At 70.3% G+C, this 26,847-nt stretch carries 26 protein-coding genes; 14 read left to right on the forward strand and 12 right to left on the reverse strand.

Going from position 1 to position 26,847, the window contains the following annotated elements; all coding sequences use genetic code 11:
* Nucleotides 1–27: 27 nt before the first annotated feature.
* The gene (locus Aco03nite_RS53295) at nucleotides 28–348 is read left to right on the forward strand and encodes a hypothetical protein (RefSeq protein ID WP_239145613.1); all 321 of its coding nucleotides are present in this window, start codon (nucleotides 28–30) and stop codon (nucleotides 346–348) included.
* Here the strand turns inward: Aco03nite_RS53295 and Aco03nite_RS31945 are convergent.
* A complete protein-coding gene (locus tag Aco03nite_RS31945) occupies nucleotides 327–1,286 on the reverse strand; it encodes a helix-turn-helix transcriptional regulator (RefSeq protein WP_203801506.1) in 960 nt (319 codons plus the stop codon). The two genes, Aco03nite_RS53295 and Aco03nite_RS31945, sit on opposite strands and share 22 nt — an antisense overlap.
* A gap of 56 nt (nucleotides 1,287–1,342) precedes the next feature.
* On the opposite strand from Aco03nite_RS31945, the gene Aco03nite_RS31950 reads away from it, so the two are divergent.
* Nucleotides 1,343–1,975 (forward strand): alpha/beta hydrolase, encoded by a 633-nt coding sequence (locus tag Aco03nite_RS31950; RefSeq protein ID WP_203801508.1) that lies wholly within the window; start codon nucleotides 1,343–1,345, stop codon nucleotides 1,973–1,975.
* Here Aco03nite_RS31950 and Aco03nite_RS31955 read toward each other — a convergent pair.
* Both Aco03nite_RS31955 and Aco03nite_RS31960 read right to left on the reverse strand, forming a co-directional pair.
* On the reverse strand, nucleotides 1,938–2,624 hold the full coding sequence (locus tag Aco03nite_RS31955; protein WP_203801509.1) for an HAD family hydrolase: 687 nt from the start codon (nucleotides 2,622–2,624) through the stop codon (nucleotides 1,938–1,940). The genes Aco03nite_RS31950 and Aco03nite_RS31955 overlap by 38 nt on opposite strands.
* Nucleotides 2,621–3,376, reverse strand: coding sequence for a class I SAM-dependent methyltransferase (locus tag Aco03nite_RS31960; protein ID WP_203801510.1), 756 nt, complete (start codon nucleotides 3,374–3,376; stop codon nucleotides 2,621–2,623). The genes Aco03nite_RS31955 and Aco03nite_RS31960 overlap by 4 nt, the downstream gene beginning before the upstream one ends.
* Before the next feature lie 56 nt (nucleotides 3,377–3,432).
* Here Aco03nite_RS31960 and Aco03nite_RS31965 point away from each other — a divergent pair, with 56 nt between their 5' ends.
* The 7 genes from Aco03nite_RS31965 to Aco03nite_RS54245 all read left to right on the forward strand — a co-directional run bounded on the left by Aco03nite_RS31965 (nucleotide 3,433) and on the right by Aco03nite_RS54245 (nucleotide 11,832).
* Nucleotides 3,433–4,437 carry a nitronate monooxygenase gene (locus Aco03nite_RS31965; RefSeq protein WP_203801517.1) on the forward strand — a complete coding sequence of 335 codons (1,005 nt, stop codon included), beginning with the start codon at nucleotides 3,433–3,435 and terminating at the stop codon, nucleotides 4,435–4,437.
* Between the two features lie 146 nt (nucleotides 4,438–4,583).
* The gene (locus Aco03nite_RS31970) at nucleotides 4,584–5,087 is read left to right on the forward strand and encodes an HAD domain-containing protein (protein ID WP_307837663.1); all 504 of its coding nucleotides are present in this window, start codon (nucleotides 4,584–4,586) and stop codon (nucleotides 5,085–5,087) included.
* Between the two features lie 68 nt (nucleotides 5,088–5,155).
* Nucleotides 5,156–5,701, forward strand: a complete 546-nt coding sequence (locus tag Aco03nite_RS31975; protein WP_203801519.1) for a PadR family transcriptional regulator — start codon at nucleotides 5,156–5,158, stop codon at nucleotides 5,699–5,701.
* A 13-nt stretch (nucleotides 5,702–5,714) separates the two neighbouring features.
* Entirely contained in the window at nucleotides 5,715–7,409 is a 1,695-nt protein-coding gene (locus Aco03nite_RS31980; RefSeq protein WP_203801520.1) for an acyl-CoA dehydrogenase family protein, read from the forward strand.
* 167 nt (nucleotides 7,410–7,576) lie between these two features.
* A complete protein-coding gene (locus tag Aco03nite_RS31985) occupies nucleotides 7,577–9,880 on the forward strand; it encodes a putative bifunctional diguanylate cyclase/phosphodiesterase (protein WP_203801522.1) in 2,304 nt (767 codons plus the stop codon).
* Between the two features lie 180 nt (nucleotides 9,881–10,060).
* Complete coding sequence (locus Aco03nite_RS31990) at nucleotides 10,061–11,185, forward strand: acyltransferase family protein (protein ID WP_203801524.1); 1,125 nt, start codon at nucleotides 10,061–10,063, stop codon at nucleotides 11,183–11,185.
* Between the two features lie 59 nt (nucleotides 11,186–11,244).
* Complete coding sequence (locus tag Aco03nite_RS54245) at nucleotides 11,245–11,832, forward strand: TetR/AcrR family transcriptional regulator (RefSeq protein WP_203801526.1); 588 nt, start codon at nucleotides 11,245–11,247, stop codon at nucleotides 11,830–11,832.
* A gap of 40 nt (nucleotides 11,833–11,872) precedes the next feature.
* Here Aco03nite_RS54245 and Aco03nite_RS32000 read toward each other — a convergent pair whose 3' ends face one another.
* Complete coding sequence (locus Aco03nite_RS32000) at nucleotides 11,873–12,604, reverse strand: YwiC-like family protein (protein ID WP_239145615.1); 732 nt, start codon at nucleotides 12,602–12,604, stop codon at nucleotides 11,873–11,875.
* 406 nt (nucleotides 12,605–13,010) lie between these two features.
* Here Aco03nite_RS32000 and epsC point away from each other — a divergent pair, with 406 nt between their 5' ends.
* Both epsC and cysK read left to right on the forward strand, forming a co-directional pair.
* Complete coding sequence (epsC, locus tag Aco03nite_RS32005; RefSeq protein WP_203801531.1) at nucleotides 13,011–13,658, forward strand: serine O-acetyltransferase EpsC; 648 nt, start codon at nucleotides 13,011–13,013, stop codon at nucleotides 13,656–13,658.
* Nucleotides 13,655–14,575, forward strand: coding sequence for a cysteine synthase A (gene cysK, locus Aco03nite_RS32010; protein WP_203801533.1), 921 nt, complete (start codon nucleotides 13,655–13,657; stop codon nucleotides 14,573–14,575). Before epsC ends, cysK begins: the two co-directional genes overlap by 4 nt.
* A 54-nt stretch (nucleotides 14,576–14,629) precedes the next feature.
* Here cysK and Aco03nite_RS32015 read toward each other — a convergent pair whose 3' ends face one another.
* Nucleotides 14,630–15,124 carry a hypothetical protein gene (locus Aco03nite_RS32015; protein WP_203801535.1) on the reverse strand — a complete coding sequence of 165 codons (495 nt, stop codon included), beginning with the start codon at nucleotides 15,122–15,124 and terminating at the stop codon, nucleotides 14,630–14,632.
* Nucleotides 15,125–15,414: 290 nt separating this feature from the next.
* On the opposite strand from Aco03nite_RS32015, the gene Aco03nite_RS32020 reads away from it, so the two are divergent.
* Nucleotides 15,415–17,703, forward strand: coding sequence for a putative bifunctional diguanylate cyclase/phosphodiesterase (locus tag Aco03nite_RS32020; RefSeq protein ID WP_203801537.1), 2,289 nt, complete (start codon nucleotides 15,415–15,417; stop codon nucleotides 17,701–17,703).
* 111 nt (nucleotides 17,704–17,814) lie between these two features.
* Here the strand turns inward: Aco03nite_RS32020 and mnhG are convergent, their stop codons facing one another.
* From mnhG to Aco03nite_RS32055, 7 genes are read right to left on the reverse strand one after another with little or no spacing between them, the layout of a single operon-like run.
* Nucleotides 17,815–18,183: a monovalent cation/H(+) antiporter subunit G gene (gene mnhG / locus Aco03nite_RS32025; RefSeq protein WP_203801540.1), complete on the reverse strand. Its 369-nt coding sequence runs from the start codon at nucleotides 18,181–18,183 to the stop codon at nucleotides 17,815–17,817.
* Complete coding sequence (locus tag Aco03nite_RS54570; RefSeq protein ID WP_203801542.1) at nucleotides 18,180–18,869, reverse strand: MrpF/PhaF family protein; 690 nt, start codon at nucleotides 18,867–18,869, stop codon at nucleotides 18,180–18,182. Before Aco03nite_RS54570 ends, mnhG begins: the two co-directional genes overlap by 4 nt.
* Entirely contained in the window at nucleotides 18,866–19,663 is a 798-nt protein-coding gene (locus Aco03nite_RS32035; protein ID WP_203801544.1) for a Na+/H+ antiporter subunit E, read from the reverse strand. Before Aco03nite_RS32035 ends, Aco03nite_RS54570 begins: the two co-directional genes overlap by 4 nt.
* Nucleotides 19,660–21,150, reverse strand: coding sequence for a Na+/H+ antiporter subunit D (locus Aco03nite_RS32040; RefSeq protein WP_203801546.1), 1,491 nt, complete (start codon nucleotides 21,148–21,150; stop codon nucleotides 19,660–19,662). The genes Aco03nite_RS32035 and Aco03nite_RS32040 overlap by 4 nt, the downstream gene beginning before the upstream one ends.
* Nucleotides 21,147–21,578: a Na(+)/H(+) antiporter subunit C gene (locus Aco03nite_RS32045; protein WP_203801548.1), complete on the reverse strand. Its 432-nt coding sequence runs from the start codon at nucleotides 21,576–21,578 to the stop codon at nucleotides 21,147–21,149. Before Aco03nite_RS32045 ends, Aco03nite_RS32040 begins: the two co-directional genes overlap by 4 nt.
* Nucleotides 21,575–24,394 (reverse strand): Na+/H+ antiporter subunit A, encoded by a 2,820-nt coding sequence (locus Aco03nite_RS32050; protein ID WP_203801550.1) that lies wholly within the window; start codon nucleotides 24,392–24,394, stop codon nucleotides 21,575–21,577. Before Aco03nite_RS32050 ends, Aco03nite_RS32045 begins: the two co-directional genes overlap by 4 nt.
* Nucleotides 24,388–24,858 (reverse strand): cation:proton antiporter regulatory subunit, encoded by a 471-nt coding sequence (locus Aco03nite_RS32055; protein ID WP_203801553.1) that lies wholly within the window; start codon nucleotides 24,856–24,858, stop codon nucleotides 24,388–24,390. Before Aco03nite_RS32055 ends, Aco03nite_RS32050 begins: the two co-directional genes overlap by 7 nt.
* Nucleotides 24,859–25,062: 204 nt before the next feature.
* Between Aco03nite_RS32055 and Aco03nite_RS32060 the strand changes: the two genes are divergently transcribed.
* Both Aco03nite_RS32060 and Aco03nite_RS32065 read left to right on the forward strand, forming a co-directional pair.
* Nucleotides 25,063–26,058 (forward strand): sensor histidine kinase, encoded by a 996-nt coding sequence (locus Aco03nite_RS32060; RefSeq protein ID WP_203801556.1) that lies wholly within the window; start codon nucleotides 25,063–25,065, stop codon nucleotides 26,056–26,058.
* Nucleotides 26,055–26,714, forward strand: coding sequence for a response regulator (locus Aco03nite_RS32065; protein ID WP_203801559.1), 660 nt, complete (start codon nucleotides 26,055–26,057; stop codon nucleotides 26,712–26,714). The genes Aco03nite_RS32060 and Aco03nite_RS32065 overlap by 4 nt, the downstream gene beginning before the upstream one ends.
* Nucleotides 26,715–26,847: the final 133 nt, after the last annotated feature.

A 26,847-nucleotide genomic window follows, 5' to 3' on the forward strand; every position in this document is an offset into this window, starting at 1 on the left:
GCGGACGTCGCGGGCTCGACGGAGCCGGTGACCTACGACCGGAACGGCCGGGCCGAGAAGATCACCCCCGATCTGGTACGCGACGAGGAGGGCCAGGCGCGATACGTCGTCGACCTGCTGCGCGACTACGAGGCAGGCGGCGTCGAGGCGGCGTTCGTGTACACGTTCGCCAACCGCCACCTGCCGACCACCGACGACCCGGACCGCGACTTCGACCTGGCGGCCCGCGGCATCGTCCGGGTCCTGCCGGACGGCTCCTGGACCCCGAAGGCCGCCTTCCACGCCCTCGCCGAGTACGGCCGCCGCCGGCAACTCCCCGCGGCCCGTCACGAGTCGGCCGAGGCCTGAAGGCGGACTGCCAGGGCGGCCACCTCGGTACGCAGCTCGGCCGGCGTCTCGACGGTGAAGTCCCAGCCCAGACCGGCGAGCATCTGGGCCATGCCGTCGAGGCGTTCGGCGCCGGTGGTCATCCGGACTCCCGCCGGAGTGCCGGTCAGGGTGGCCACCGACGCCGGGATCCGCCGGGCGGCCTGGTCCATGTCGGTGTGCAGGAGCACCGACACCTCGTACCGCCAGTTCCCGGTCGCCAGGCCCGCCGCCACCTGAGCGCCCGGGTCGAAGTCGGCCGGGACGTCGAACGTGCCGGGGAGAACGACGGCGTCGGTGATCCGGTCGGCCCGGAACGTGCGGACCGCGCCGCGATCGTGGTCCCGCCCGGTGACGAACCACTTGCCACGGTGGAAGACCAGGCCGTACGGATCCAATCGTCGGGGGGCCGGCCCGGCGCCCGGCTTGGTGTACTCGAACGCGACCGGACTCCGGTCGCCGGCGGCAGCCGCCAGGGTCAGCACGGTGCCGGTGGGCATGGCCGGGGCGCGCCCGGGCGCCGGGGTGGTGAAGGCCAACGTGGACAGCAGCGCGTCGATCCGCGGTCGCAGGGTCCCGGGCAGCACCCGCTGGATCTTCGCCAGCGCGGTCTCGCCCGCGGTCGCGGTGGTGTTCAACCCGATCCGGCGGCCGGCGACCAGACCGAGCAGCACGGCCACCGCCTCGTCGTCGGTGAACATCAGCGGGGGCAGCCGATAACCGGGGGAGAGGACGTACCCGCCGTACCGGCCGCGCCGCCCCTGCACCGGAATGCCCAGGTCGGCCAGGTGACCCGCGTACCGGCGCACGGTTCGTTCGTCGACGCCGAGCCGGGTGGCGAGATGGCCGACGGTGTGGCCGGAGGGGGCGGCCTGGAGCAGTTCGAGCAGGCCGAGCACACGACCGAGGGACTGTGGCATGAGCCACAAACTATACCGGGCGGAAGCTGTCCGGTATCGGTCGTAGCGTTACCGGCATGACGACATACGTACTGGTACCGGGGTTCTGGCTGGGCGCCTGGGCATGGGACGAGGTGGCCGCACCGCTGCGCGCCGACGGACACGACGTGCACACGATCGAACCGGTGCCGGCCCGGGGCACCACCGTGACCGACCACGTCGACCAGGTCACCGACCTGCTGCGCGAACTGGACGACGTGGTGCTGGTCGGTCACAGCTACGGCGGGCTGGTGATCACGGCGGCCGCCGACCGGGTGCCGGAACGGGTGGCGCGCCTGGTCTACGTCGACACCGGCCCGCTGCCCGACGGCATGTCACAGGCCGACTTCGACGGCGCGCCACCAGCGGCGGTCGACGGCATGGTGCCGGTGGCGGAGGCGGCGCCGCCCGTGGTTCACGAGCGGGGACGGCCCCAGCCGATCGCCACGGCGACCGATCCGGTTCACCACACCGGAGCGTGGCGCTCGGTACCCCGTACCGCGATCCTCTGCTCTTTCTCGAAGGCGCAGCTGGACGGACTCGCCTCGACCGTGCCCACGTTCGCCCTGATGGCGGGCGACGGCTGGACGCATGTCGAACTCGCGGGCGACCACTGGCCGATGTTCTCCGCGCCTACGGCGCTGGCGGCCCTGCTGGCAGCCGAGTCGTGACCGTTTCCGCCCAGGAGGCCAGCGCGGGCGCGGTCAGCGAGCCGAGAACGGTGTGGGCGTCCAGGTCGACGCCGGGCAGCGACGGGATCCCGACCACGTGCAGCCCGGCGGCCCGGGCGGAGGCGACACCGGTGCGGGAGTCCTCGAACGCGACGCTACGGCGCGGGTCGGCGCCCAGCCCGGTGCAGGCCGCCAGGTAGAGGTCGGGCGCCGGTTTCGGGTGGGTGACGTCCTCGGCGGCCAGAACCCGGGTGAACAGGTCGTCGAGGCCCGCCGACCGCAGCGCGGTCCGCACGAAGGCGCGGGGGCTGTTGCTGGCCACCGCGATCGGCACCCGCCCACGCAGGCTCAGCACCAGGTCACGGGCGCCGGGCAGCGCGTCGGCGCCGGCGGCCAACTCGGCCGCGACCAGGCCGTACAGCTGCGCGGCGAGCAGCGGCCCGTCGCCGGGCCGGCCGAAGTAGCCGGCCATCGCGCGCCCGGCGGCCTCCAGGGTGCCCCCGATGACGATCTCCTTCTGTTCGAGACCGAACTCGTGCCCGTGCTCGGCGAAGATCCTGGTCTCGGCCCGGGTCCAGCAGGTCTCGGTGTCCACGAGCAGCCCGTCGCAGTCGAAAACGACCGCGTCGACGTGGTTCGGAAGAGTCATCCGACGATTATGCGGAGTGCGCCGGTGAACTCCGGTTGGGTGCGCAGGTGGCCGTGCCGGTCGTCCCAGGTGCCGGATTCCAGGTCGGCGCGCAGCCGGTCGACGGTTCGGGTGGTGGCGGCCTCGTCGACGAAACCCCATGCGGACTGGGCGTCGCGTACCCGCTGGTTCAGGAACATCTCGGGCCGGGCGTAGTACGCCTCGGTGAACCCGTCCACGCAGTCGATCGGGATCGGCACCTCGCTCACCGCGCTGTTCGGGCCGAGCGCGGCGGCGATGGTGTCGATCGCCGGGTACCGGCGACGTTCGGCGGCGACGAGTTCGGGCGCGTACCCGGCGAGCCACAGCCGGTCGAGGGCGTCGCCGTCGAAGGTCAGCACGACCACCGGGCCGCGGGTGACCCGGCGTAGTTCGGCCAGGCCACGGGCGGTGTCGGTCCACTGGTGGACGGTGACGCATGCCATCGACGCGTCGAACGAGTCGTCGTCGAACGGCAGCTGCTCGGCGGTGCCGTCCAGTGCCGGAACCGCGGTGGAGGGCCGTTGGGCGCGCATCCGGGCCGAGGGCTCGACCGCCACCACGTACCGGTCGGCGGGTTCGTAGGATCCGGCCCCGGCGCCGACGTTCAGAACCGTGCGGGCGTCACCCAGCGCGGCGTGGATCCGTGCGGCGATCCGGGGGTCGGGGCGGCGCTGGATCGCGTACCCCTGGCCGTTGGTCTCGTAGTCGAAGTCGCCCCATGTCGTGGTCATGGGGGCACGCTAAACCTGTACCCCCGGGTCCGGGTCAAGCCTTTTACGATCGGGGCATGGATGATCTGATTCGGCCGGTGGTGGTCGCTCCGATGGCCGGTGGGCCGTCGACTCCGGCGCTGGTGGTCGCCGCGGCCCGGGCGGGGGCGGTCGGGTTCCTGGCCGCCGGTTACAAGACCCCGGAGGCGGTCGAGGCCGAGTTGCGGGCGGTCCGGGGCGAGAGCGTGGCGTACGGGCTGAACATCTTCGTCCCGATGGGACCGTTGCCGGACGTGGCGGCGGTGGACCGGTACCGGCGGTTGCTGCAGGCCGAGGCCGATCGGTACGGAGTGGATCTGCCGCCGGTGCGCCTGCGCGACGACGATCACTTCGACGAGAAGGTCGATCTGGCGGTCACCTATGCTCCGCCGCTGGTCAGCTTCGCGTTCGGGGTGCCGGAGAAGGGTGTGGTGGCGGCCTTGCGGGCGGCCGGGTCGGCGGTGGCGATCACCGTGACCTCGCCCGCGGAGGCGGAGCAGGCGCTGACGGCCGGGCCGGACGTGCTGATCGCGCAGGGCGGGACCGCCGGCGGGCACTCGTCGACCACGAGCCCGGCCGGGTACCGGGGGACGACCACGGCGGCGCAGGTCCTGGCCGGGGTGCGGGCGGTGACCGGGCTGCCGGTGATCGCGGCCGGTGGCACCGGGACGGCGGCCGACGTCCGCGACCTGCTCGCGGCCGGGGCGGTAGGCGTACAGGCGGGAACTGTCTTTCTGCTCGCCGATGAGGCCGGGACGCGACCGGCGCAACGGGCTGCGATGATCGATTCCGGTCGTCGCGAGACGGTGGTGACCCGGGCGTTCACCGGTCAGCCGGCGCGGGCGTTGCGGAACCGGTTCACCGACGAGTTCTCCGGGGCGGCCCCGATCGGGTATCCGGCGGTGCACCATCTGACCGCGCCGATCCGGGCGGCCGCCGCCGAGCAGGGTGACGCCGAGGCCTTGAACCTGTGGGCCGGCACAGGTGCCGGGCAGGCCCGGAACGCGCCGGCCGCCGCGATCGTGGACTCGCTGACAAGTTAATGGATCTTGTCCCCACCCAGGGGTCGCACGGTCAATGCGGAGGATCTGACCGCCCACATCCTGGCCGGAACTTCGTCCGCCGGCTGACTTGCCATACGTTAGGCGTATGCAAACCGTGGATGGCAGCCGTCGGCTAGCCTGGCCCGGTGAGCGAGCGCCCATTGGTATTCCTTGATGTCGACGGGCCGTTGATTCCGTTCCGGGAACGGCCGGGGACTCCGCCCGGCATTCCGCCCGCGGACCCGTCGGGCCATCCCTTGATCCACCGGCTCGATCCGGGCGATGGGGCTCGGCTGATGGGGCTGATGGGACTGGGTGGAGACCTGGTGTGGGCCACCACCTGGATGGAGACCGCGAACGAGATCGTCGCACCACGACTCGGCTTGCCGCGACTGCCGGTGGTGCCGTTTCCCGACGACCTGTCGACGGGCAACGGCCTGCACTGGAAGACGGTGCCGCTGGTGAACTGGGCCGCCGGCCGTTCCTTCGTCTGGCTCGACGACGAGGTGACCGAGGCCGACAGCCGCTGGATCGAGGACTATCACCCGGGGCGCGCCCTGGTGCACCGGGTGGATCCGTTCACCGGACTCACCGGGCCGGACTTCGACCGCGTAGAGCAGTGGCTGCGCGGACCAGACCCGCGACGATGATCAGAACCAGTTCTTATCCGGTGCGGCTGTCGCTTGCTATGCAACTCGTTGCATAGCAAGATTTGGGGATGGCCCTGGAACACGCGATCCTCGTCTCCCTGCTGGAACGGCCCGGCTCGGGTTACGAGCTGGCGCGCCGGTTCGAGCGGTCGATCGGCCGGTTCTGGACCGCCACTCACCAGCAGATCTATCGCGTGCTCAAGCGGATGGAGACCGACGGCTGGGTGACCGGCGAGGAGGTCGGGCAGGACGGCCGCCCCGACAAACGCAGCTTCACCGTCACCGGATCCGGCCGGGACACCCTCGTCGAGTGGTTGCGGGCTCCGGTTGCGCCGGAAGCCGTCCGGCACGAGCTGGCCGTCAAGATCCGGGGCGCGGCGTTCACCGACGACACGGGGCGCGCTGAGCTGCTGGCCGAGGTCGAGCGTTACCGGGCCGACCACGAGACGCTGCTGACCACGTACCTCAATGGTGAGAAAAGGGATTTTCCTGATCCGATGACACTCGACGCCGGGCAACGTCTCCAGCACGTGGTCCTGCGCGGCGGGATCGCCTACGAGCGGATGCTGCTCGACTGGCTCGACGACGTCCTCGACACCCTCCGGGCACTGTAGAAAGGACCGAACCGTGCTCTTCAACCCCACCACCTACGACCCCGCGCACCTCGATCCGGAGAGTCGCCGGCTGCTGCTCGCGCTCGTCCGGTTCTTCGAGGAGAGGGGCAAGAAAACCCTGGTCAAGAGCTACATCGATCGTACGTGGTATCAGGACTTCCTCGATTTCTCCGCCAAGGAGGGCCTGTTCGCGACATTCCTGACGCCCGCCGGGGACGGCGCCGGCGACAAGCGCTGGGACACCGCCCGGAACGCCGCGCTCAGCGAGATCCTCGGGTTCTACGGCCTGGACTACTGGTACACGTGGCAGGTCACGGTGCTCGGTCTCGGCCCGGTGTGGCAGAGCGCCAACCAGGAGCAGCGCCGGCGGGCCGCCGAGCTGCTCGACGACGGGCACGTGATGGCCTTCGCGCTGTCCGAACGCGGTCACGGCGCGGACATCTACGCCACCGACATGATCCTCACTCCGTCCGGGGACGGTGGTTTCACCGCGAGCGGCACCAAGTACTACATCGGCAACGGCAACGTCGCGGGCCTGGTGTCGATCTTCGGCCGGCGCTCGGACGTCGAGGGCCCCGACGGTTACGTGTTCTTCGCCGCCGACAGCCGGCACGAGAACTACCACCTGATCAAGAACGTCGTGAACAAGCAGATGTACGTCAGCACCTTCGAGCTGACCGACTATCCGGTGCGGGAACAGGACGTCCTGCACACCGGCAAGGCCGCGTTCGACGCCGCGCTGAACACCGTCAACGTCGGCAAGTTCAACCTGTGCACGGCCGCGATCGGCATCTGCGAGCACGCCATGTACGAGGCGGTCACCCACGCTCACCAGCGGATCCTCTACGGCAAACCGGTCACCGCCTTCCCGCACGTGCGCCGCGAGCTGACCGACGCGTACGTCCGGCTGGTCGCCATGAAGCTCTTCAGTGACCGGGCCGTCGACTATTTCCGCAGCGCCGGGCCCGACGACCGCCGCTATCTGCTGTTCAACCCGATGACGAAGATGAAGGTCACCACCGAGGGCGAGAAGGTCGTCGACCTGATGTGGGACGTGATCGCGGCCAAGGGCTTCGAGGCGGACACCTACTTCGACAAGGCGGCCATGGACATCCGTGGCCTGCCGAAGCTGGAGGGGACCGTCCACGTCAATCTGGCGCTGATCCTGAAGTTCATGCCCAACTACCTCTTCGATCCGGCTTCCTACGAGCCCGTGCCCACCCGGCACGACGCCGCCGACGACGAGTTCCTCTTCCGGCAGGGACCGGCCCGTGGGCTCGGCGCCATCCGGTTCCACGACTGGCGGACCGCTTACGACCAGCACGCCTCGCTGCCGAACGTCGCCCGTTTCCGGGAACAGGCCGACGGCTTCTGCGAGCTGCTGCGCCGGCACGCGCCGACCGGGGAACAGCAGAAGGATCTGGACTTCCTGCTGGCGATCGGGCACCTGTTCGCCCTGATCGTCTACGGCCAGTTGATCCTCGAGAAGGGCGGCGTGGGCGACCACCTGCTCGACGAGATCTTCGCGATCCTGGTGCGGGACTTCTCCGCGTACGCCACCGAGCTGCACGGCAAGATCGCCACCTCGGAGGAGCAGGCGGCATGGGCGCTGGCGCACATCCGCCGCCCGGTCGCCGACGAGGCCCGCGACGAGGCCGTCTGGCAGCAGGTCCTGGCACTGGCCGGCGCCTACGAGATGCGCCCCTGACCCGGGCCGGGGCTGCCCACCAGCAGAGGCGGGCGGTCCCGGTGTCGCGGCGCACCCTTGTTTCCCGGCGGCTAATCCTCGGATCGTGTCGGCGCCACCCGATCACTACGGCGATCACCGGGCGAGAGGACACGGGTTTGAGCGGCATGCAGCCAGCCGGACGGCCAGTGGATCACCTGCGCCGTGATCCGGTGCTCCGTGGTCTGATCGGGCTCACCTTTATCGGATTCGTGCTGTTCTTCGTGTTCTCCGGGCAGCCTGATCTGCAGGTCAAGACCTTCTGGTTGTTCCAGGTGCCCCTCGACGCGGCGCTGGCGGTCGGCGGGTGGCGGCTGCGGACCCTGGCACCCGCGCGCTATCGCCGGTTCTGGTCGATGATCGCTTTCGCCGGTGCCGCGTTCACCGTCGGCGACGCGTACCACAGCCTCTCGAACCTGATCTTCCCGACCGAGCCGTCGCTGAACGGTGGCCTGGTCCAGACAATCTGCTTCGCCGTGGGGATGAGCAGCAACGTCATCGCCTGCCTGATCTTCCCGCAGGGTCTGCGGACCGCGCGGGAGCGGTTCATCTTCTGGCTCGACGCCGCCACCGTGCTGGTCGGCGGAGGCGTGGTCGCCTGGTGCTTCGCGGTCAACCCGGTCGGCGGCTCGCACACCGACCGGCTCACCGCCGCTCTCACCGCGGCGCTGGTGCTGGTCGCGACGTTCAGCGCGACCAAGGTCGCCCTGATCAAGGACCCGCCGATGGCCCGGATGGCGGCTTGGCCGATGGTCTGCGCGGCGATGGTCCAGGGGGTCAGCACGTTCCTGCCCGGCCCGTTCCAAACCCTCGATCACCCGTACGTCTACGCGATCCGGCTCCTGCCCAGCCTGCTGATCGCCTGCGGCCCGTGGATCCAGATCATCGTGCTGCGTGTCGGCGACCCGAGCTCCGTCGCCAAGCGCCGCCCCTACAGCCTGCTGCCGTACGGCATGATCATGGTGACGTTCGCGGTGTTCTTCATGATGCTGCCGATGGCCGCATCGTCCCAGCTCGTCGGCGCGACCATCGGCGTCGTGGTGATCACCTGCCTGGTCGCCGGCCGTCAGCTGGTCGCCTTCCACGACAACATGAATTTGATCGGCAGGCTCGACGTCGCGCTCGGTGAGCTGCGGGATCAGGCCCTGTTCGACGGCCTGACCGGGCTGGCCAACCGGACCCACTTCAGCGCCGAGACGGTGCGCCTGCTCGACGCCGAGTCCACGCTGCTCCTGATCGACCTGGACGATTTCAAGACGGTCAACGACACGATGGGGCATGCCGCCGGTGACGCGCTTCTCGTCACGGTCGCGTCCCGGCTGCGCGGTTCGCTGCGCGAGACCGACGTGGTCGCCCGTCTCGGCGGCGACGAGTTCGCGGTGCTGCTGCCCCGGACCACCGCCGACGACGCCGGCCTCATCGTGCAGAACATGCTGAACCGCCTCGCCGAGCCGATCGTGCTGCTCCAGCACACCGTCGTCACCCGCGCCAGCGTCGGCATGACCGTGGCGCGTCCCGGTGACGACCCGTCGACCCTGCTCAGCACCGCCGACATCGCGATGTACGAGGCGAAACGCCGCGGCAAGGGCATGTGGGTCACCTACACCGACGAGATGGGATCCCGGATCTCCGCCGAGGCCGTCCTCATCCGCGAGCTGGACCAGGCCATCGAGGAGAACCAGTTCGTACTGGTCTACCAGCCGATCGTCCGGCTCGCCGATGGGGAGATCAGCGGGGTGGAGGCGCTGATCCGGTGGAACCATCCGGAGCGTGGGCTGGTCTCACCGATCGAGTTCATCCCGATCGCCGAACGCACCGGCCAGATCGTCGCCATCGGCCGCTGGGCCCTGCAGGAGTCCTGCCGCCAGGCCGCGGCGTGGCGGGCGGCATCGCCGGACACCGTTCCGCTGTACGTCGGCGTCAACGTCGCCGGCCGGCAGCTGCGTGACCCCGATCTGGTCACCGACGTGGCCGACGCGCTCGCCGCCGCCGGGCTGCCGGCCGGGCTGCTCGTCATCGAGGTCACCGAGACCGCGGTCCTCGACGACGAACAGTCCCACGCCACCATGGAAGCCCTGCGTGACCTGGGCGTGCGGCTCGCCCTCGACGACTTCGGGACCGCCGCGTCGTCGCTGGGACTGCTGCTGACCTGCCCGGTCAACTCCCTCAAGCTGGACCGCTCGTTCGTCGAGTCGATCAACACGGTGAGCCGTCAGGCGGCGGTCGCCACCGCGGTCAGCCAGATGGCGTCGGCGCTGGAGTTCGCGACGGTCGCCGAGGGCATCGAGACCGTGGAGCAGGCCGAGTTGCTCCAGGGCCTCGGCTACCGGTACGGGCAGGGCTATCTCTACTCACGCCCGGTCCCGCCCGACGGCATCGTCAGGCTGCGCTCCGCCCTCGCATTATCGGTGACCGGCATCGAGGGCGGCGTCCTGCTGGAGAGCGGCCGATGAAGAACTCGGCACCGATCGGCCGGGCCGCTCACACGTCCTATGTATAGTGATCAATTCTTATCCTCAGTTCATGCCACCCCTGCCGGAGAAGGGGCCGAAAGCATTGATCACCGGGCACGCTCTGGGCCGCCGGCAGGGCGTCCGCGCTGTCGTGAAGGAACCGTCAGGAAGTTGCCGAGAATGTCGCTGAGCCCCACGATCACGAGTTCGGCTCCGGCGCCATCGACGAGCGCCCCGGCCTCGCCGGGACTCGTACGGCTCCCGTCGCTCACCGGGCTCCGCTGGCTGGCGGCCTTCATGGTGTGGGGATATCACCTGGGAATCGTCAACCCCGCCCAGAACGCCGCCCTGGTGCCGTTCTTCCGGGCCGTGCACCACGGTGGCATCGGCGTCAGCTTCTTCTTCGTGCTGAGCGGCTTCGTGCTGGTCTGGAGTTTCCGGCCGAACGACACCACCCGCGCCTTCCTCCGGCGCCGCTTCGCCAAGATCTACCCCAACTACGCGTTCTCCCTGCTCTGTGCGCTCGTCATCATCGTTCTCACCGGCGGGGTCGTCAGCGGCTGGCCCCTGCTGGGTAACGTCCTGCTGGTCAACAGCTGGTTCCTGGGCGCCGGATTCCCGAACGCGATCAATCTGGTCGCCTGGACGCTCTGCTGCGAGGCGTTCTTCTACGTCTCGCTGCCCTACGTGCTGCCCCGGCTGCAGCGTCTCACCACCGAGCGGCTGTACACGTGGCTGGCCGTCGTCCCGGTCCTCGCCCTGCTGGGGAACACCGCCGCCGCCAACCTGCTCCCCGCCGAGGCCGCGGCCCACTTCGGTTTCTTCCCGCCGACCCGCTACCACGAGTTCCTGGTCGGTGTCATCGTCGGCGTGCTGGTCCTGCGCGGGAGCTGGGCCGGCCCCGGGCTCTGGCCGAGCACCGCTCTGGCCGTCGTCACCTATGTCGCGCACAGCTGGGCCGACGTCAGTGTCGTGGTGCCGCTGGTGTTCGCCGCCCTCATCGCCGCCGCCGCCAAGGCCGACGTCGACGGCCAGTGGTCACCCTGGCGGTGGCAGCCGGTCGTGGTCCTCGGCGAGGTCTCCTACGCCTTCTACCTCATGCACTTCCTGGTCATGACGGCCGCGGTCGACGTGATCCGGCACCTGGGCCAGGAGAGCTTCTGGTTCGGTGCGCAGCCGCTGGTCGGCGGTGCCGGGTTCTTCCTCGCCGGCACCATGATCGTCACTCTGCTGATCTCGTTCCCGATGTACTACTGGCTGGAGCGCCCGATGATGCGGGTGCTCGGCACGAAGAAGAGGCCCTGACACCCGCGGGGTGGGCACGGTGCTCTTCCCGGCCGTACCCCAGTGATTAAGGTTTGGTCGTGCCACGCGTCTCCGAAGCCCATCTTGCCGCCCGCCGCCAGCAGATCCTCGACGCCGCGGCACGGTGTTTCGCCCGCAACGGCTTCCATCAGACGTCGATGCAGGACGTGATCAAGGAGGCGGGCCTGTCGGTCGGAGCCTTCTACCGCTACTTCAAGAGCAAGAACGAGCTGATCACCGCCATCGCCGGTGAGAAGATCTCCGCGGTCACCGACGTCCTCGACCAGCTGCTGGAAACCGAGCCGATGCCGCCGATCCCCGTCATGCTGGAGCAGGTCCTGGAGGTCGTCGACGCCGCGGTCGACAACGGCGGCCCGGTGCTGATCGCCGTTCAGGTGTGGGGTGAGGCCGTCCACGACCCTGAGGTGGGGGCCCTGGTCGCGGAGATCTACGGCCGGGTCCGGGGCCGGGCCGTCCGGACCGCCGAACGGGCCCAGGCCACCGGCCAGCTCCCGCCCGACGCCGACCCGGCCGGCATCGGCGCCGCTTTCTTCGGCCTGGTGCAGGGTTACATCCTCCAGCGGGTCCTGCTCGGCAACGTCGACCGCCAGCTCTACATGAACGGGGTCCGGGCCCTCCTCGGCTGAGGCCTTCCCCGCTGTTCGGCTGGTCCTCGTTGCTCCATCGTCAAGGAACAGTCGCCGCCGCGACCAGGATCAGCACACTCGCGCCGATCTCCACGAAGCCGACCTGCTGGGGCGTCAGAGGCCGGCCGGGCAGCACCCACGCCCGGACCAGCAGGAGCCCGAACACCGCCGCGGCGAGCACTCCGAACATCGCCGCCGTGACGAGGGCGGCCACGTGGTAGAGCACCGACGCGCGCCGGTAGGTGACGCTGCCGCGTTCCCGGATCATCGTCTTCACGTAGAGCACCGTGCCGGTGAAGTACAGCAACACGATCAGGAACGGCTCCCAGCGCGGCTCGGTGGCGGCGACCACCGCGACGACCGGGACCATGAGACAGCTCTGCAGCACCGAGGCGAGGTCGTTGAGCAGAGCACGCTCGTGGCGACGCCAGGCGAACCAGGCATTGACTCCGAGCAGCGCGGCATAGGCCGGTGCGAACCACAGCAGCGCCGGCCGGGCCGCGATCACCGGTAGGGACAGGGCCACCGTCAGGGGCGCATAGAGCTGGATCTGAACGCGGAAACGTGCCAAGCGGCGGGTCTTGATCGCCTGGAGCACGTAGTAGGACAGCAGGTATCCGCACAGCCAGGCCCCGAGCAGCGGAAGGTCCGGCCAGGCGAACCCGAACGTGATCAACCCGGCCAGGTAGGGCAGCAGCAGCATCGCCCAGGCCCCGTGCTGCGGCGGGACGAACTGCCGGATCCTGCGCCGGCGTACGGGTGTGGTGGTCACGGGTTCACCTCGATCCGGCCGTGGGCACCGCGTTCGGTGTCCACGAGCGGACGTTACGACGGGGAACGACGTCGTGAACAGGGTCGGAGGTCCCGTCGGTTCGGGCCGGTGGGCCGGGCCCTTCAGCCCCTGAACAGCCCTGCCGTGATCGGTTAGCCTGGCCGTCATGAGTGAGCGGGACACCCTGCGGCGGTCGGCCGGTTACCGGTTCGCCGTGCCGATGGCGGGCCCGCACGTGCGACGGGTCTTCGACGAGCGCTGTCCCAGCCGGCCCGCCTGAGCCCGGCCCGGACTCCGGACATCTCCCGGCCTGCCTCCACCGTCCCGGACCCGGTGTGTCACGGTTGCCCCGGCCGGGGCCGGCGCCGTTCCCGCCTCCGCCCGCTCACCACCTGAGGAAAGACCCGTGCTGGAAGACATCCGCGCCTACTGCCGGCGCGACCCCGCCCTGTACGGGATCCGGGTGGCCGAAGTGCTGCTCTATCCCGGACTGTGGGCGCTCTGGGGCCACCGGACGGCCCACCTGCTGCACCGCGCCCGCATTCCGTTCCTGCCCCGCCTCGTCTCCCAGCTGATGAGGTTGTTCACCGGGATCGAGATCCATCCCGGCGCGGTGATCGGCAGACGGCTCTTCATCGACCACGGGGCGGGCGTGGTCGTCGGGGAGACGGCGCGCATCGGCGACGACGTCACCATGTACCACCAGGTCACACTCGGCGGCCGTGGCTGGCAACGGGACGCCAAGGGCAGCCGCCGTCACCCGGAGGTGGGAGATCGTGTGGTGCTCGGGGTCGGCGCCACCGTGCTCGGCCCGGTGCGGATCGGGGACGACGCGGAGATCGGGGCGCTCGCTCTCGTCCTCTCCGACGTTCCCGCGGGCGCCCGGTTGCGGGCGCCGGCCGCCGAAGCCGTACCTGATTCACGCCCGGATCCGGCGGCGGATCCGCATTCACGCCCGGATCCGGCGGCGGATCTGCGCAAAGACTCCTCACCACTCTCTGATAGACCGAACTACACCACGATCGCCGGCGCCAACCCAGGAGCGAGGACATGATTTACAACGACGTCACCGAGCTGATCGGCCGGACCCCGATGGTGCGGCTGACCCGTTTCGAACCCGGTCTGCCGGCCAAACTGATCGCCAAACTCGAGTCCGCCAACCCCGGCGGCAGTGTCAAGGACCGGATCGCCCTGGCGATGATCGAGGCCGCGGAGGCCACTGAGGAGCTGCGCCCCGGATCCTCGATCGTGGAGGCGACCAGCGGGAACACCGGCATCGGCCTGGCGCTGGTGGCAGCTGCCCGGGGGTACAGCCTGACCCTCACGATGCCGGACAGCATGAGCGCGGAGCGGCGGGCGCTGCTGCTGGCGTACGGCGCGAAACTGGTGTTGACCCCCGCTGCCGAAGGCATGAGGGGCGCCGTCAACCGGGCCCTGGAGATCGCCGAGGAGCAGCGTGCCTGGCTGCCGATGCAGTTCGACAACCCGGCCAACCCGGACATGCACCGGCGTACGACCGCGCTGGAGATCTGGAACGACACCGACGGGCGGCTGGACCTGTTCGTCGGCGGGGTCGGTACCGGCGGCACCCTGACCGGAGTCGGTCAGATCCTCAAGGAGAAGCGTCCCGAGCTGCAGGTCTACGCGGTCGAGCCGGACGAGTCGCCGGTGCTGTCCGGTGGCCCGTCGGGACCGCACGGGATCCAGGGCATCGGCGCCGGGTTCGTGCCGGAGGTGCTCGACCCGACCATTTACGACGAGGTCGTGCGGGTGACCGTCGACCAGGCCCGGGAAGCCGGGCGGCAGCTGGCCCGCACCGAGGGCATCCTGGCCGGGGTCTCCAGCGGCGCCGCCCTGCACGCCGCGCGGGAACTGGCCTGGCGGGCCGAGAACGTGGGCCGGACCATCGTCGTCATCCTGCCCGACACCGGCGAGCGTTACCTGAGCACCCCGCTGTTCGCGGAGTCCTGACAACGGCATGACGTCCCGGCGCGGACAGGCGCCGGGACGTCACCGGTCGGACGATCAGAAGTTGGTCTTGACGCCGGCCGACTTGCAGGCCGCGTTGAGCGCCTTGCTCGCCTTGCCCGACTCCGGGGAGTCGATGGCCGAAGCCGGGTCCGCGGCCTCGGTGGCCTTGGTCGTCTCCGCCGCGATGATCAGCACGTTCTTGCCGACCTCGGTGGTGGAGGTCCCGGCCGCCTCGGTCAGGCCCTTGGCGAAATCGGCCATCATCAGCTTGGCATCGGCCGGCGCGACCTCGCCGCCGGTGGTCTTGGCCAGTGCGATGAAGGCCTTCGAGAAGGACTCACCCGCCTTGTTGGCCTCCTCGCAGACGACCTTGTCCTCAGGAGCGGCGGCGGCAGCGGGGGTGGTGGCCTCGGCCTTCGGGGCGTCAGCGGACGCGACGGGAGCCGCGGCCTCGGTGCCACCGGTGGTGGCTTTCTCGTCGCCGCAAGCGGTCAGACCGAACAGGGAAACGCCGGCGAGTACGGCGGTGGCAATGCGCACAGAAATCACACAGGAAGACGCTAGTCGATCATGACTCTCATGATCAAGTCGTACTATCGTTCGATTGTGGACTCACCGGGAAGGCCGTATCGGGCGCGCAAACCGGCCGAAAACACCGCGGTGACAGAGGCTGTCCCGCCAGCGGATCGGCGGCGACCCCACCGGGCGAACCCGGCCGAGTCCCTCGGCGTCGCGCCCCGAACATGAGGTGACGAATCGGGCCATGGGGCCTCAGACGAGGCGAGGATCGGCCGATCGGATCTGCCGGGAGCAGATGCGCGGGCGAGGAGCCGAGGCCGATGAGTGGATCCGAGGTGACCGCGGGGCCACGGCCTGACCGCGCCCTCGTCGTACCACTGATCCTCGCTCTGCTCGCTCTCGCCGGCGCGCTCGGCTGGCTCGCTGTGCGTGATGCCGGAGACCACGTCCTCGGCAACCTCGGCGGCACCGTCACCACGGTGTGCGCGGCCGCGGCCTGCTACCGGGTGAGCCGCCTCGCCGCGGCGGTCCGCCCGGTTCGCGGTTTCTGGATGCTGTGGTCGGCATCGGCGGCCGTCCTGGTGCTCAGCACCCTGGCCGCCATGGTCCGCGGTGCCCGCGGGGACACCGGCATGCCCCTGTACGAGGCCATCCCCACCCTGGCCAGTCTCAACCTGGCGATGATCGCGTTCCGGAACGTCCCACTGACCCCGCGCACCCGCCTCGACTGGGCCCGGCTACTGCTCGACGGCACGGCGGTGACCGTGGCCGGGATGGTGTTCTTCGGTTACGTGGTGCTGAACTCGATCCCCGACGGAACCTCACTGGTCACCCGGTCCGCCGCGGGTGTGGTCGGCATCGGCTGCCTGCTGGCACTGGTCATCTTCGGCAAGGCCGCCATCAGCCCCGAAGGGCGCGTCGACCCGATCGCGCTGGGCATTCTCGCTGTCTGCCCACTGGCCGGGCTGGTCGCGGTGGTGCTGTTCCTCGGCGGCACCGAGACGGGCATGCTGCTGCTGTCGGTGGTGGGCTACCCGCTCGTCGGGCTCGGGATCTGCGCGGCGGCGTACCGGCAGGGAAATGCTCTGGACGGACCTCCCGCTCGCCGCCCGGCCTGGACCTTCGCCGACCCGCTGCAATTCCTCGCCATCGCGGTCACCGCGGTCCTGGTCATCATGGTGTCCGCTCGCGACCTCGACCTCCGAGGCCGCGCGGTGATCGTCGGGGCGGTGCTGATCGCCGCGATCGTGGTCGTCCGGCAACTGCTCAGCCTCAGCGGGATCCGCCGCCAGCAGGCCGAACTCGAACGACTCGCCCTCAACGACAACCTCACCGGTCTGCCGAACCGGACCGGGTTCATCATCGCCCTCACCGAACGTGTCGAGGCCGGCCACATCGCCACCGTCCTGCTGCTGGACATCGACGACTTCAAGATGATCAACGATACGATCGGGCCGGCCGCCGCCGATCAACTCCTCGACCAGGTCGCCCAGCGCCTCCAGCAGAGCATCGGCCGGTGCGAGTCGGTGGCCCGGCTCGGCGGAGACGAGTTCGCCGTGCTCCTGCCGATCGACGACGCGGCCGGGGCGGAGACCGCCGCCGCCCGCTTCCAGGCCACCATCGGCCGGCCCGTGACCGCCGGTGACCAGCAGTTCCTGCTGAACGCCAGCGTCGGCATCGCGATCTCCGCACCCGGCGAGACCGCCGACGAGGTGCTGCGCAACGCCGACATCGCCATGTACGCGGCGAAGGAATCCGGAAAGGCCTCCTGGGTACGGTTCGAACCGCGGATGCGGCACGACATGACCGAGTACGCCCGGGTGGCCTCCGAACTGCACGACGCCATCCTCGGCGGCCAACTGCGACTGCTCTACCAGCCGGTGTACGACCTGGTCACCGGCCGGATGCACGGATGCGAGGCCCTGGTGCAGTGGCAGCACCCGGTGCGTGGCTTCGTACCCCCGATCGACTTCATCCCGGTCGCCGAGCGCAGCGGCCTGATCGTTCCCCTGGGCGCCTGGGTCCTGCGGGAGTCGTGCGAGCAACTGACCCGCTGGCGGGCCGAACACGGTGCCGACACCATCGAGGCGGTCAACGTGAACGTGGCGGTCCGGCAGTTGAAGGATCCGGGCTTCGTCGACACGGTCGCCGCCGTCCTCAGCGACACCGGGCTGCGACCGCGGAACCTGATCCTCGAGGTCACCGAGTCGTCGGTGGTCGACGGGCCGCAGGTGGCGGAGACCCTGGGACTGCTGCACGAGATGGGGGTGCGGCTGGCCCTCGACGACTTCGGCACCGGTCAGTCCTCGCTCAGCCTGCTCCGGGCCTTTCCGGTCGACGTATTGAAACTGGACAAGTCGTTCGTCGACGGCATCGCCGACGGCACCGACCGGGGACGCCTCGCGGTGGCCGCGGCCGTCGCCCAGCTCGTGGAGTTCCTGCAGCTGAAGTCGGTCGCCGAAGGCATCGAGAGCCGAGCCCAGCTGGAACGGCTCCGGGATCTGGGCTACCGATACGGACAGGGCTACTTCATGGCCAAGCCGCTCCCGGCCGCCGAATGCGGAGCGTTGATGGCCGCCGAGCCCATGGCCGCCGTGACACACGGCTAACAGCGCCCGATCCACAGCCAGTGGCGTCGACCAGCGGACAGCGGTGGCCGGGCTGACGTGACACGCGGATGGCAGCTTTCCGGGGCGGGCGGTGACCGCCCGCGTTCGAGGCTATGAAGGCTTGTCGGCTTCGTCGGGGGAGTGGCGGGAGGCGGCCAGTTCGTCGGTGATCAGCAGGTCGCGGCGGAACAGGCCGGCCCGGTAGGCGGTCCGGCCCACCATGTGCGCGGCCACCGGGGCGGTTACCAGCTGGAACACCCCGACCAGGACCAGCGTCGTGATGTCCACGACGGTGCCGAGGCGGATCGCGGTGCCGGCCAGGATCAGCAGCAGGCCGAGGACCTGGGTCTTGGTGGCCGCGTGCATCCGGGAGAGCAGATCGGGGAAACGCAGCAGCCCGACACCTGCGGCCAGGCTGAGCAGTGCGCCGCCGATCAGGCAGATCCCGGCGACGGCGTCCAGTATCGCGGTGACGTTCACGGGCGGTCTCCGTTCGCGGAGTCGTCGCGGCGGTCCGGTGCGGGCTTCCCGGCTGTCCCGTCCGGGTCCGAGACCGGGGTGGCACCCGGCTCGGGAGCGTGTGATCGGCCCGGATCCGGCGCGGTCGCGTCACCCAGACCGGAGTCGACGACAACCGGCTTCGGAGCGTCGGACCTCGCCGCCACCTCATCGCGGTGGCTATTCGCGGCGCCGCTGTTCCAGCGAGCGGCGGAAACCGTCGCCGATCCCGATCCCAAGCCCGTTCCCGTTCCTGAGCCCGTTCCTGAGCCTGAGCCTGTGCCCGAGGCCGGGTCCGGCGCCGATCTCGAGGCTGTCGCCTGGGCGGGATCCGTCGCCTGGCCCGGAGTTCCGGCCGGGGTGAGGGCTGCGGTGGGGGCGAACACCGAGTCGGCGGGGTCGCCGGCTCGGCGGGCTGCCGGGTCGGCGAAGCGGGCCACCGCGATGGAACCCACGGCGCCGAGGAGGGACAGGCCCAGCAGGATCGGCAGGCCGGTGGCGTCGCGACTGTAGGCGGCTTCGGTGGCGATCGCACAGACCGTGATGGCCAGCAGCACGTCGGTGCCGACGATGCGGTCCAGCGTGGACGGGCCGCGGATGATGCGGACCAGGGCCATCCCGGCGGCGGCGGCCAGGAACACCGCCGCGATCACGGCGATGACGATCATCGGGATTCCCTTTCGTCCAGTCCGGCCGGGACGTGGTCGCTCGGAGGCTGCTCGTGATGGCCTCGGACGTGATTGCCCGGAGGCTGCTCATGATGGCCCGGGACGTGATTGCCCGGAGATTGCTCGTGATGGCCGAGGGCGTGGTTGCCCGGAGGTTGCTCGTGATGGCCGAGGGCGTGGTCGCCCGGAGGCCGCTCGTGACGGTCCAGGGCGTGGTCGCGTGGAGACTGCTCGTGATGGTCGAGGGGCCGTGCCGGCCGGCCGGGGGCGAGGCGGGTCAGGAGGGCGATCTCGGTGTCCGAGCCGACCGCCCGGATGATGCGCTCCTCGATGTCGCGCACGTCCTGCCGGAACCTCTCGATGTCGTCGTCACCGTCGACGTCGAAGACGTGGATGTAGAGGATCCCGGCAGCCCGGTCCGTGTCCACGATCAGACTGCCGGGGACCAGGGACACCGCCTCCGCACACAGGGTCATGTTGAGGTCGGAGCGGACGGCCAGCCGAACGGCGAGGACCGCGCTGCGCGGCACCCGGCGGGAGCCGACCGCCGTCCACGCCAGCTGGGCGCTCGCCACCACCAGGTCGGTCATGAACCGGATCGCGAACCGCAGGAGCCCGGCCGGCCGCAACCGCCCGGCGAACGTCACCTGCGGCAGCGGGAACACCGCCAGCACCAGCGCCGACACCAGCAGCCCACCGGCCAGGGTGAGCCAGGAGAAGACACCCCACAGCAGCATCCAGGTCACGGTCAGGGCGATGAGGGCGAGGAACCTGTCCCGGGCGCGGGCGATCACGGCAGCACCGCCTCTACGTACGGCGTCCGGGCGAGTAGATCCCCGGCGACACTCTCGGACAGTGAATACAGCGGGCCGGCCGCGAGCGTGAGCGCCGTCCCCGCGATGACCAGCGCCGCGGTCGGGCTGATCATCAACTTGGGCGACTTCAGCGGCGCCGCCGACGGGGTGTCCGCCGGGCTGCGCCAGAACGCCAGGTTCCACACCCGGGCCAGCGCGTACAGCGTGAGCAGGCTGGTGATCGCCGACCCGGCCACCAGCAGCCAGGACAGCACACTGCCGTCGGCGACCCCGGCCTGGATCAGGCCGAGTTTGCCCAGGAACCCGGAGAACGGTGGGATCCCGGCCAGATTCAGCGCCGGCAGGAAGAACAGCACCGCCAGCACCGGCGCCGTCCGGGCCAGACCGCCGAGCCGATCCAGCGCGGTGCTCCCGCCCCGGCGTTCGATCAGGCCCGTCACCAGGAACAACGTGGTCTGCACGACGATGTGGTGCAGCGTGTAGAAGACGGCCGCCGCGATCCCGGCCCGGGACGCCAGGCCGACCCCGAAGAGCAGGAAGCCGATATGGCTGACCAGTGTGAACGACAGCAACCGTTTGATGTCGGACTGCGCCACCGCGCCGAGGATGCCGACCAGCATGGTGGACAGGGCCGCCACCATCAGCAGGTCACCGACACGGCCGCCGGGGAACAGCAGCGTTTCGGTACGGATGATCGCGTACACCCCGACCTTGGTGAGCAGGCCCGCGAACACCGCCGTGACCGGGGCCGGCGCGGTCGGATAGCTGTCCGGCAGCCACGCCGACAGCGGGAAGATCGCCGCCTTGATGCCGAACGCCAGCAGCAGCATGCCCTGCAGCACCATCCGGGTGCCGTCCGGCAGCGCGTCCAGGCGCTCGACGAGCTGGGCCATGTTCAGGGTGCCGGTCGAGGCGTAGACCAGACCGATACCGCTCAGGAAGATGACCGACGACAGCAGACTGACCACGACGTACGTCGTACCGGCGCGGATGCGGGTCTCGGTCCCGCCGAGAGTGATCAGCACATAGCTGGCCGCCAGCAGGATCTCGAACCCGACGTACAGGTTGAACAGGTCGCCGGACAGGAACGCATTCGTCACGCCGGCGGTCATGATCAGGTAGGTCGGGTGGAACACCGACAGCGGATGTTCCTCGTCACCGTCGGCGTCGCCCTGCCCGATCGAGTAGAGCAGCACACACAGGGTCACCGCGGCCGACACCACCAGCATCAGGGTGGCGAGCTGGTCGGCGACGAGCACGATTCCCAGTGGTACGGGCCAGCCACCGACCGCTACGACCAGCGGACCGTCGGCGGAGAGCACCAGCAGCAGCGCCGACACCGCGAGGGTCGCGGTCAGCACGCTCACGCTGATCACCCGCTGCACCCGGGGGCGGCGGAACATCAACAGGGTGGCGGCCGCTCCGAGCAGCGGCATCATCACCGGCAGAGGCACGAGCCAGGTCATCGGCGCGTCTCCTCCAGCGTCTCGTTGTCCAGCTCGTCCGCGTCGAGTTCCTCGGCGTCCGAGCCCTCGTCACGCTCGGCCAGCTCGCGCACGCGGCGGTCCTCGGCGTCGTCCTGCACCTCGTCGTGGCCGGACAGACGCCAGCTGCGATAGGCCACCGCCAGCAGGAACGCCGTCATCCCGAGCGTGATCACGATGGCGGTCAGGATCATCGCCTGCGGCAGCGGATCGGTCATCTCGGCGGTGTCGGCGGTTCCGACGATCGGCGGCGCGCCCGGCTCGGCGGATGCCAGAACCAGCAGGTTGGCGCCGTTGCCGAGCAGCATCACCCCGAGCAGCACCCGGGTCAGCGTCCGTTCCAGCAGCAGGGTCGTCCCGGCGGCGAACAGCACGCCGACCGCGATCAACAGCACGATGCTCGGTCTCATACGAGTTCCTCCTGAGGCCGTTTCTCGTGGGCCGGGGCGGTGGGCTGGGCGTGCCTGTCGATCTCGGCGCCGAGGCTGCGCAGCACGTCCAAGACCAGGCCGATGACGATGAGGTAGACGCCGATGTCGAACAGCGCCGACGTCACCAGGTGCAGATGGCCGAGCAGCGGGATGTGCAGGTCGATGATCGCGCTCTGCAGCACCTCACCACCCAGGACCAGCGCGCCCACACCGGTGCCGACCGCCAGCAGCAGGCCCGCGCCGAGCACCGCGCCGGCGTCGACCGGGGCCGCCGCGGCCAGCTCGAACCGGCCGCCGGCCAGGTAGCGCACGGTCAGCGCCAGACCCGCGACGAGTCCGCCGGTGAATCCGCCGCCGGGCGTGTCGTGCCCGGTGAACAGCAGGTACACCGAGAGCAGCACGATGGCGTGGAACAGCAGCCGGGTGACCACCTCCAGCATGGTCGAGCGGCGCCCGGCCTCCATGGTGTGCCCGGCCATCAACCACACCGGCTCGCCCGCGGGCGGATCCGTCGGGGTGCCGACCGGGCCGCGCCGGTGCAGCTCACCGGCGTGCCGGAAGATCAGGCTGGCCACCCCGGTCGCGACCGCGACCAGCACGGCGATCTCACCCATCGTGTCCCAGGCGCGGATGTCGACGAGGATCACGTTGACGATGTTGTGCCCGCCGCCGTAGGTCACGGCCAGCTCCGGATAGTCGATCGACACCGGGATCGCCTGCCGCGCCGACACCGCCAGATAGCCGACGCCGGCCATCACCGTGCCGACCGCCATCCCGATCCCGACCCGGACCCGGCGCCGCCACGAACCCGGCCGCTGCGAGAAGTGACTCGGCAGCCGCCGCAGCACCAGCACCACCATGACCAGCGTGACCGTCTCCACCAGGAACTGGGTCAGCGCCAGGTCGGGAGCGCCGTGCAGCAGGAAGATCCCGGCGTTCGCGTAGCCGGTGATACCGACCAGGATCACCGCGGTCAGCCGCCGCCGGGCCGGCACCGCGAACACCGCGGCCACCACCGACACGGCCACCGGAAGCAGATGCAACGGCGTGTCCCAGAGCCGGAACTGCGAACCGGACGGCCAGCCCGCGATCATCGCCGGACCCGCCGTCGCGATCAGCACCAGCAGGATCGTCGCCAGGTAGAACGGCAGCGAACCCCGCTGCGTCGCACCGGTCACCTCCACGGCGAGCCGGTCCATCCCGGTCATGATCCGTTCGTAGACACCGCCGCCGGGTTTCGGCCCGGCCTTGCCGGCCGGCATCAGCCGGAACAGTGCCAGGCCTCCGGCCAGCACCAGAACCGACAACAGCAGCGGCACACCGAGTCCGTGCCACAGCGCCAGGTGGTCGGTGCTCGGGCCGTTTGCGAAGCCGCTGGTGTACGGCGAGAGCAGCTCGTCGACGAACCCGGCACCCACACCGGCCCCGATCCCGGCGACGGCCAGCACCACCGGGGCCACCAGCAGCGACCCGGCCGGTGCGGGCTCGGTCTGCTCACCGCCCTTGGACGCGAAGGCACCCCACAGGAACCGGGTCGTATAGGCCACCGTCAGCACCGACCCGGCCAGCACCCCGGCGAGCACGATCCACCCGGTGGTCCCGGAGTCGAGCAGCGCGGCGAACACCGCTTCCTTGCCGACGAAACCGATCGCCGGAGGCAGCCCGGCCATCGACGCCGCCGCCAGCACGGACGCCGCCAGCAGCACCGGGGCACGTCGCCCCAGCCCGTTGAGCTGCCGCAGGTCACGGGTGCCGGTGGTCTTGTCGACGACCCCGACGATCAGGAACAGGGCGGCTTTGAACAACGCGTGCCCGAGGACCATCGCCACCCCGGCGAGAGCCATCTCCGGCGAACCGAACCCGAGCACCGCCGTCAGCAGACCCAGTTGACTGACCGTGCCGTACGCCAGGAGCAGTTTGAGGTCCTGCTGGAACAGCGCGGCCCAGCCGCCGACGAGCATGGTGACCAGGCCCAGTCCGACGGACAGGGCCTGCCAGGTCACGGCTGCGGTGCCACCGGCCGCCACGACCGCCGGAGCGAGCTTGGCCACCAGGAACACGCCCGCCTTGACCATCGCGGCGGCGTGCAGGTAGGCGCTGACCGGAGTCGGCGCCGCCATCGCGGCCGGCAGCCAGAAGCTGACCGGGAAGATCGCCGATTTGGACAGCGCCCCGGCCAGGATCAGCACCACGGCGACCACCAGCGCAGTGCCGCCGGGCAGCGCGGTGGACATCTCCGACCAGCGGTAACTGCCCGCGTGCTGACCGAGGATGACGATGCCGACCAGCATCGCCAGGCCGCCCGCGGTGGTGACGATGAGCGCCTGCAACGCGGCCCGGCGACCCGGGCGGGCCGTGCCGTTGTGGCCGATCAGCAGGTAGGAGAAGACCGTGGTCAGTTCCCAGAACACATACATCAGGAGAAGGTCGTCACTGACGATCAGGCCCAGCATCGCGCCGGCGAAACCGGTGAACACCGCCGCGAACCGGCCCAGGCCAGGGTCGTCGGCCGAGAAGTAACGCGCGCAGTAGACCAGGACCAGGGCGCCGACCCCGCCGACCAGGGAAACCAGCAGCCACGACAGGGTGTCGACCCGCAGTGCCAAGGCGAGGCCCAGGTCCGGCACCCAGGGGTGGATCCACTCCCGGGGCGGCCCGCCGACGTTGGTGACCGCCCAGCCGAAGACGGCCAGCGGCACGGTCGCCAGCAGGTAGAACGCGCGCGGGCCGAGGACACGGACCAGTGCCGGCGCCAGCACTGCCGCGACCAGGTGCGCACCGAGCAGGATCAGCACGGCGCCGCCAGCAGGTCGTGCAGCCGGGCCAGAGCAGCCGAGCTGCCGATGGCGATCAGTATGTCGCCGGGCAGAAGCTTGAGTGTGGGGTCCGGGTGGGGGAGCACCCGGACTCCGCGGATCACGGCGACGACCTCGGTGCCGTGGGGTGTCGCGAGCGGCCGGTCGGTGAACGCGGAACCGGCCGGAACCCGGATCCGGACCGCCTGCAGACCACTCGCGGGCTGGGCGGGGCCGGCGACGTGGTCGAGCGTCACCGTCGCGTGCAGCACGTCGGCGACCAGGTGCGCCTCGTCCGGGCCGAGCATGACCGAGAGAGCCACCCGGTCCGGCTCGGCCGGGTCGTAGATGGCGATGTCGCGCCCGCCGTCGGGCCGGGCCACGATGCCCAGCCGCTCCCCGTCACGGGTGGTGAGCAGGTGTGACACGCCGACTCCGGGCAGACCGATCCGTTCCAGCGTCATCGCGGCACCTCCCACTCGTTTCTGCACGTCCTCCATCCAAGTCAGCGGGGCCGCCGGTGACCATCCGGCTAGCTCTCCATTTCTCGTGCGGGTAGCCACCCATCCCGAGTACGGACAGCCGAACCTTTAATGGGTGGCTGCCCGTATGGACGTTGCGTGCCCCGATCGGGGACGCTGGGCCGGACAGAGGTGATGATGGGCGGGATGATGCGAGAAACACAGCGGTTGTCCCTGTTCTGGCGGATATTCCTGCTCAACGCCGCGGTCGTCACGGTGGCGTTCGCCGTGCTGATGTTCGGCCCGTTCACGGTGTCCGCACCGGTGCTGATGACCGAGGCGGCGCTGCTCAGCGGGGTGCTGGTGGTGATGCTGGTCGCCAACGCCGGCCTGCTGCGCCTCGGGCTGGCCCCGCTGGAGCGGCTGGCCCGCACCATGTCCACGGTCGATCTCCTCCGTCCCGGTCACCGGCTCGCGGTCACCGGACGCAGTGGCATCGCAGACCTGATCAGGAGCTTCAACACCATGCTCGACCGCCTTGAGGCAGAACGCGCCACCAGCGCCGCCCGGGCGCTGTCGGCGCAGGAAGCCGAGCGCAAACGTATTGCCCAGGAGCTGCACGACGAGGTGGGGCAGACCCTCACGGCCGTGCTGCTGGAGCTGAAACGGGTCGCCGACCACGCTCCCGAGCCGGTCTCCGGTGAGGTGCGCCAGGTGCAGGAGACCATCCGGAACGGGCTCGACGAGATCCGGCGCATCGCCCGCCGGCTACGCCCCGGGGTGCTCGAGGAGCTGGGGCTGTCCAGTGCGCTCAAGTCGCTGGCCGGCGAGTTCTCCACCGGCGGGTTGACAGTGCGCCGCAATATCGACGGGGACCTGCCTGATCTTGGGAAGGAGGCGGAACTGGTGCTGTACCGGGTCGCACAGGAGTCGCTGACCAACACCGCACGGCATTCCGGCGCACGTCAGGTCAGCCTGTGCCTGTCACATGTGCCGGGCTCGGCCGCCGGGCCCGCCGAGATCGAGTTGCGGATCCGAGACGACGGGGCCGGTGTGGGTGGTGCCCCCGAGGGGGCCGGGATCCGGGGCATGCGTGAGCGGGCCCTGCTGATCGGCGCCGACCTGCACGTCGGTCCCGCTCCCGGGCAGGGCACCGAGATCCGGTTGCGTGTGCCACTCGGGGGAGAGGAAACCCACCCATGATCGACGGCCGGCCCGCCCGCATCCTGCTGGCTGACGACCACGCGCTGGTCCGCCGCGGGGTCAGGCTCATTCTCGACAGCGAACCCGACCTGACCGTGGTCGCGGAGGCGTCCGACGGGGCCGAGGCGGTCGCGCAGGCGCGGGCCGAGAGCCCCGATCTGGCGATCCTCGACATCGCGATGCCCCGGCTGACCGGGTTGCAGGCGGCGCGGGAGTTGTCGCGGCAGATGCCCGACCTGCGGATTCTGATCCTGACCATGTACGACAACGAGCAGTACTTCTTCGAGGCGCTGAAAGCCGGCGCCTCCGGATATGTGCTCAAGTCGGTTGCCGACCGGGACCTGGTCGAGGCGTGCCGGGCCGCGGTGCGGGGCGAGCCGTTCCTGTATCCCGGGGCGGTGAACGCGCTGATCCGCAACTACCTCGAGCGGGTCGCCGACGGGGAGGATCCGTCCGGGCGGACCATCACCGATCGTGAGGAGGAGGTGCTGAAGCTGGTCGCCGAGGGCCACTCGTCGAAGGAGATCGCCGACCTGCTCGTGATCAGCGTCAAGACGGTCGAGCGGCACCGCTCCAACCTGCTGCAGAAACTCGGTCTGCGGGACCGGCTGGAGCTGACCCGATACGCGATCCGGGCCGGCCTGATCGAACCCTGAGCCGCCACGGATTGCCGGTGCCGCGCCAGGCGATGCGCCGCACGTGACGCCGGGCGCTGGTCAGAGGAACGGGCGCTGGGCGCTGGGCGCCGGGCGGTGGTCAGGGGCTCAGGCACCGGGCGGTGGTGCGGTG

It is taken from the genome of Actinoplanes couchii, assembly GCF_016862075.1.
GTDB classification, from domain to species: domain Bacteria; phylum Actinomycetota; class Actinomycetes; order Mycobacteriales; family Micromonosporaceae; genus Actinoplanes; species Actinoplanes couchii.

What these genes read in the sequence shown, in the direction of transcription:
- Aco03nite_RS32065 (WP_203801559.1), top strand. Translation starts at nt 26,055, where the DNA reads ATGATCGACGGCCGGCCCGCCCGCATCCTGCTGGCTGACGACCACGCG.
- Aco03nite_RS31990 (WP_203801524.1), top strand. Translation starts at nt 10,061, where the DNA reads ATGTCGCTGAGCCCCACGATCACGAGTTCGGCTCCGGCGCCATCGACG.
- Aco03nite_RS31975 (WP_203801519.1), top strand. Translation starts at nt 5,156, where the DNA reads ATGGCCCTGGAACACGCGATCCTCGTCTCCCTGCTGGAACGGCCCGGC.
- Aco03nite_RS31945 (WP_203801506.1), bottom strand. Translation starts at nt 1,286, where the DNA reads ATGCCACAGTCCCTCGGTCGTGTGCTCGGCCTGCTCGAACTGCTCCAG.
- Aco03nite_RS31965 (WP_203801517.1), top strand. Translation starts at nt 3,433, where the DNA reads ATGGATGATCTGATTCGGCCGGTGGTGGTCGCTCCGATGGCCGGTGGG.
- Aco03nite_RS32055 (WP_203801553.1), bottom strand. Translation starts at nt 24,858, where the DNA reads ATGACGCTGGAACGGATCGGTCTGCCCGGAGTCGGCGTGTCACACCTG.
- Aco03nite_RS31950 (WP_203801508.1), top strand. Translation starts at nt 1,343, where the DNA reads ATGACGACATACGTACTGGTACCGGGGTTCTGGCTGGGCGCCTGGGCA.
- Aco03nite_RS32040 (WP_203801546.1), bottom strand. Translation starts at nt 21,150, where the DNA reads ATGACCTGGCTCGTGCCTCTGCCGGTGATGATGCCGCTGCTCGGAGCG.
- Aco03nite_RS32020 (WP_203801537.1), top strand. Translation starts at nt 15,415, where the DNA reads ATGAGTGGATCCGAGGTGACCGCGGGGCCACGGCCTGACCGCGCCCTC.
- Aco03nite_RS31955 (WP_203801509.1), bottom strand. Translation starts at nt 2,624, where the DNA reads ATGACTCTTCCGAACCACGTCGACGCGGTCGTTTTCGACTGCGACGGG.
- Aco03nite_RS32045 (WP_203801548.1), bottom strand. Translation starts at nt 21,578, where the DNA reads ATGAGACCGAGCATCGTGCTGTTGATCGCGGTCGGCGTGCTGTTCGCC.
- Aco03nite_RS54570 (WP_203801542.1), bottom strand. Translation starts at nt 18,869, where the DNA reads ATGATCGTCATCGCCGTGATCGCGGCGGTGTTCCTGGCCGCCGCCGCC.
- Aco03nite_RS32060 (WP_203801556.1), top strand. Translation starts at nt 25,063, where the DNA reads ATGATGCGAGAAACACAGCGGTTGTCCCTGTTCTGGCGGATATTCCTG.
- cysK (WP_203801533.1), top strand. Translation starts at nt 13,655, where the DNA reads ATGATTTACAACGACGTCACCGAGCTGATCGGCCGGACCCCGATGGTG.
- Aco03nite_RS31960 (WP_203801510.1), bottom strand. Translation starts at nt 3,376, where the DNA reads ATGACCACGACATGGGGCGACTTCGACTACGAGACCAACGGCCAGGGG.